5 protein-coding genes are annotated in these 4,554 nt (G+C 68.1%); 1 reads left to right on the forward strand and 4 read right to left on the reverse strand.

The window, feature by feature from the left end:
* Window positions 1-41 precede the first annotated feature (41 nt).
* From G7A99_RS16070 to G7A99_RS16085, 4 genes are read right to left on the reverse strand one after another with little or no spacing between them, the layout of a single operon-like run.
* On the reverse strand, window positions 42-995 hold the full coding sequence (locus tag G7A99_RS16070; protein WP_163141990.1) for a branched-chain amino acid ABC transporter permease: 954 nt from the start codon (window positions 993-995) through the stop codon (window positions 42-44).
* On the reverse strand, window positions 995-1,864 hold the full coding sequence (locus G7A99_RS16075) for a branched-chain amino acid ABC transporter permease (protein WP_163141993.1): 870 nt from the start codon (window positions 1,862-1,864) through the stop codon (window positions 995-997). Before G7A99_RS16075 ends, G7A99_RS16070 begins: the two co-directional genes overlap by 1 nt.
* Before the next feature lie 5 nt (window positions 1,865-1,869).
* Entirely contained in the window at window positions 1,870-2,577 is a 708-nt protein-coding gene (locus G7A99_RS16080; protein ID WP_163141996.1) for an ABC transporter ATP-binding protein, read from the reverse strand.
* Window positions 2,577-3,353, reverse strand: a complete 777-nt coding sequence (locus tag G7A99_RS16085; protein WP_018719380.1) for an ABC transporter ATP-binding protein — start codon at window positions 3,351-3,353, stop codon at window positions 2,577-2,579. Before G7A99_RS16085 ends, G7A99_RS16080 begins: the two co-directional genes overlap by 1 nt.
* Window positions 3,354-3,762: 409 nt before the next feature.
* Here G7A99_RS16085 and G7A99_RS16090 point away from each other — a divergent pair.
* Window positions 3,763-4,554, forward strand: a 792-nt coding sequence (locus tag G7A99_RS16090; RefSeq protein WP_163141999.1) for an IS110 family transposase, incomplete at its 3' end; no start/stop codon positions are given.

A 4,554-nucleotide genomic window follows, 5' to 3' on the forward strand; every position in this document is an offset into this window, starting at 1 on the left:
TTGTACGCCCCGCCCTCGGCCGCCTAACACGGCCCCCGCCTTTACTGTTTATCCCGCCGACGTGCAATGAGCCGTGGTGCCTTCTCCGGGAGGATGCCCTCCGGGCGGGTGACCAGGATGACCTGGAGCAGTGCGCCGATGAGCAGCACGCGCAGGGCCGCCGCCTGGGTGGAGTACTCGGAGGGCAGCATGCCGGTGAGCATCTCGGTGCCGGACCACAGGCCCCAGACGATCACGGCGCCGAGGATGGCGCCCCGGTTGTTGCCGCTGCCGCCGGCGATGAGCATCACCCAGATGAGGAAGGTGCCGTATAGCGGCCGGAATGCCTCGGGGCTGACGAAGCCGAAGAAGTGGGCGTACAGACCGCCGCCAAGGCCCATGATCGCGGAGCCGACCACGAAGGCCTGCAGCCGGAAGCGGGCGATGTCCTTGCCGGCGGCGGCGGAGGCCGGCTCGTTCTCCCGGATCGCGCGGAGCACCCGGCCCCAGGGGGAGACATAGGCCCGCTCGACCAGGAAGTAGACGCCGACGACGAACAGCGCCACGACCAGCAGGTAGGTGAGCGGCGAGTCCAGCGCGGTGTCCGCGAACGGCCGCTGCACGGCGGGGATGCCGCGCACGCCGTTGGTCAGCCAGTCCTCGTTCTTGAGGAACAGCCGGATGATCTCGGCGATGCCGATCGTGGCGATGGCGAGGTAGTCCGTTCTCAGCCTCGCGGTGATCAGCCCGATGATGACGCCGATGATGCTGGAGGTGATCACCGCGCCGCCCAGGCCGATGAGGAAGGGCATGCCGAAGCCGCCGAGATACGCCGGGCTGCCGGGGGTGGTGAGGATCGCGGTGGTGTAGGCGCCCACCGCGAAGAAGCCGGCGACACCGATGTTGAACTGCCCGGTGAAGCCCCACTGCATGTTCAGGCCCAGCGCGAGTACCGCGTAGATGCCCGCGAAGGTGAGGAAGGAAACCAGATAGGCGGAAAGGCCGGAGAGTTCCATCACAGCGTCCCCTTGAACAGGCCCTGCGGGCGGAAGACGAGCATCACCACCATGATCGCGAAGGCGACGGCAGGCTTGTAGGCGGCGGGGATCACCAGCGTCGACATCTCCATGGCGATGCCGATGACCATGCCACCGGCGATGGCGCCGTAGGGCCGGCCGATGCCGCCGAGGATGGCAGCGGCGAACACCGGCAGCAGTGCCGTCCAGCCCATCACCGGGTAGAGCCGCGTGTCGATGCCGAGGAACACGCCCGCCGCCGCGGCGAGCCCGCCGCCGATGACCCACGTCCAGGTGATCACGCGCTCCGCCGGGATGCCGGTGATCAGCGCGAGGTCCATGTTGTCGGACATCGCGCGCATCGCCTTGCCCATCTTCGTGCGCGTGAGGAACAGGTGCACCGCCACCACCAGCGCGAAGGCGATGAGCACGATCCAGACGTGGTCCGGCTTGATCCGCAGCCCGCCGAGGATGTCCAGCCGCCAGGGGAACTGGATGCCCTGGGCGTAGGACTGGTTGTCCGAGCCCCAGATGAGCTGGACCGCGGCGCGGATCACCAGCGCCATGCCGAACGAGGAGATCAGCAGGATCACCGGCTGGGTGCGCCGTATGCGCTGGTAGAGGACCTTGTCGATGAGCACGGCCACGGCGGCCATGCCGATCATCCCCGAGGGCAGCGCCCACCAGGGCGAGAGCCCGAAGGCGGAAATGAACGCCAGGCCGATGTAGGCGCCCAGGGTCATGAAGTCGCCATGGGCGAAGTGGGCGAAGCGCAGGATGCCGAAGATCATGGACACGCCGATGGCACCCATGGTCAGGACGCTGCCCAGCACCACGCCGTAGATGAGCAGTTGGGCGATCTCGTTCATCGGGGTCAGCCTCCCAGGAACATCTCGGCCACTTCCTGGTTCGCCACGAGGTTCGGGCCGGTATCCTCGTAGCGATTGCGGCCGGTGGCCAGCACGTAGCCGCGGTCGGCGATGGCGAGCGCCTGCTTGGCGTTCTGCTCCACCATCAGCACCCCGATGCCGAGATCGCGGATCTCGCGGATCCGCTCGAAGGTCTCGTCGATGAGCAGCGGCGAGAGGCCCGCGGTGGGCTCGTCGAGCATCAGCAGGCTCGGCTCGATCATCAGCGCCCGGCCCATGGCGACCATCTGGCGCTCACCGCCGGACATCAGTCCCGCCTGCTGGTGGCGCCGCTCCTTGAGCTTGGGGAAGAGGGCGAAGACCCGCTCCATGCGCGCGCTGATATCGCCGGACATGAGGTAGGCCCCCATCTCCAGGTTCTCGCGCACGCTCATCGACGGGAAGACATTGTGTTCCTGGGGCACATAGGCGATGCCCCGGCGCACCATCTGCTCCGGGCGGGCGTTGGTGATGTCCTCGCCCCGGTAGCGCACATGCCCCTGGCGGACATGAAGCAGGCCGAAGACCGCCTTCATGGCCGTGGATTTGCCGGCCCCGTTGGGCCCGACGATCACCACGATCTCGTCGTCGCCGACGGTGAGGTTCGTCCCGTTGAGGATGTCGACACCGCCGTAGCCGCCGTACAGCCCGCTTGCCTCGAGAAGCATAGTCATTACTCGCCTGCCCTCCCGCTCACGCCGCCGCCGAGGTAGGCCTCGCGGACCTGTTCGTTCTGGCGCAGCTCCGCCATCGGCCCGGAGGCGATCAGCTCGCCGTTGGCCATGACGTGCACCGGCTCGCAGAGTGTGGAGATCAGGTCCATGTCGTGCTCGATGACGCAGAAGGTATAGCCGCGCTCGGTATTCAGTCGCTGGATCGCGGCGGAGATGCGCCCGAGCAGCGTGCGGTTGACGCCGGCGCCGGGCTCGTCGAGGAGCACCGCCTTGGCGTCGGTCATCATCGCCCGGCCCAGGTCCAGGAGCTTCTTCTGGCCGCCGGAGAGGTTGCCGGCGAGCTCGTCGGCGACGTGGCCGATCTCGAGGAAGTCCAGCACCTCCTCGACCTGCTCGAGCACCCGGCTGTCCTCGCGCCGCACCCGGGCCCAGCGGAACCAGGCGTTGAACAGGTTCTCCCCGGACTGGCCCGCCGGGACCACCATGAGGTTCTCGCGCACGGTCATGCGGGAGAACTCGTGGGGGATCTGGAAGGTGCGAACCAGCCCCATGTGGAAGAGGCGGTGCGGGGGGATGCCGGTGATGTCCGTGCCTTCGAGGGTGATCCGGCCGCTGTCCGGCGGGATGAGGCCGGCGACGATATTGAAGAGTGTGCTCTTGCCGGCGCCGTTCGGGCCTATCAGGCCGGTGATACTGCCGCGCTCGACCTCGAACGAGACATTCTGCACCGCCTTCAGGCCGCCGAAGGCCTTCGAGACGTTGTCGATGGTAATCAAGGGCGGAACCCCTCTAACACTGCCGTCTTAATCGTTATAGCCCATGGCCCCGCGCGCCATGCCTGGCGCCCGCCGGTCCGTGACGGTCCCGCCGGTCCTGGCCCCCGCGTGCCGCGGCACGCGCTCCCCCCGGCCGGAGCCAAACCCGTGATTCTAAACCCTGACGCCGATATCGCAATCCGTCCCGGCGGGAGGCAGCGATTCTCATTATGGCGCGCCGTCGGGTTGAATCGGTCGCAGGCCCGCATGAAACGGTCGAGACGTCGCACGCCTGCGGCGCACGACCTACCCACGTGTGCAGCCGAAGGTAATCACATGGACTCGCCCCCCTTCGAGGCGTCGAGGCGCCGGGGTGGCGGGTGTACCGTCCACTGAGAGACCGTGCAGGTCGAGAAAGGAGGGCGAGTCCGTGGAACAGGTTACGACATTGGCGGTGGATTTGGCCAAAGAGGTTTTCTTTGCGGTGGGCGAGGATGCGACGGGGCGAGTGTGCTTTGAACGCGAGTTTCGCTCGCGGCGAGCCTTTGAGCGTTTTCTCGAGGGGCTCTCGGGGCCGCTGGAGGTGGTGCTGGAGACGGGCTCGGGGGCGCACTACTGGGCGCGACGTCTGCATGCTCAGGGGGTGGAGGCGCGGTTGTTGCCGGCGCAACGCGTGTGCGAGCACCGCAGCGGCCACAAGAATGACCGCAAAGACGCGCGGGCGCTGCTGCGGGCGCGGCGCGATGAGGCGATTCACCCTGTGCCGGTGAAAAGCGCTGCGGCGCTCGAGCTCCAGGCCGTGCACCGGGTGCGCTCGGGGTGGTTGCAGCGGCGCACTGCGGTGGCGAACCAGCTGCGCGGTTTGCTTGCCGAGCACGGCGTGGTGATTGCCCGCGGCGAGGCGGCGCTGCGCCGGCGCCTGGAGGCGCTACTGGGCAGCCCGCCGGAGTGGCTCAATGGCGACTTCCATGCGCTGCTCGCCGAGCTGGAGGCGGAGTATCGGGCGCTGGGGGATCGGCTCGCGCGCGCGGATGCGCGACTCAAACGCCTCGCCGCCGAGGACCCGCAGTCAAGACGGCTGGCGACGCTCCGTGGGGTGGGGCCGATTGGCGCCACCGCCCTGGCCTGCAAGGCGCAACAGGCCAAGCGCTTTGCCAATGCGCGGCAATTCGCTGCCTACTTCGGGGTGGTGCCGCGCCAGCACAGCACCGGCGGAAAGACG

This window comes from Arhodomonas sp. KWT (assembly GCF_010993615.1).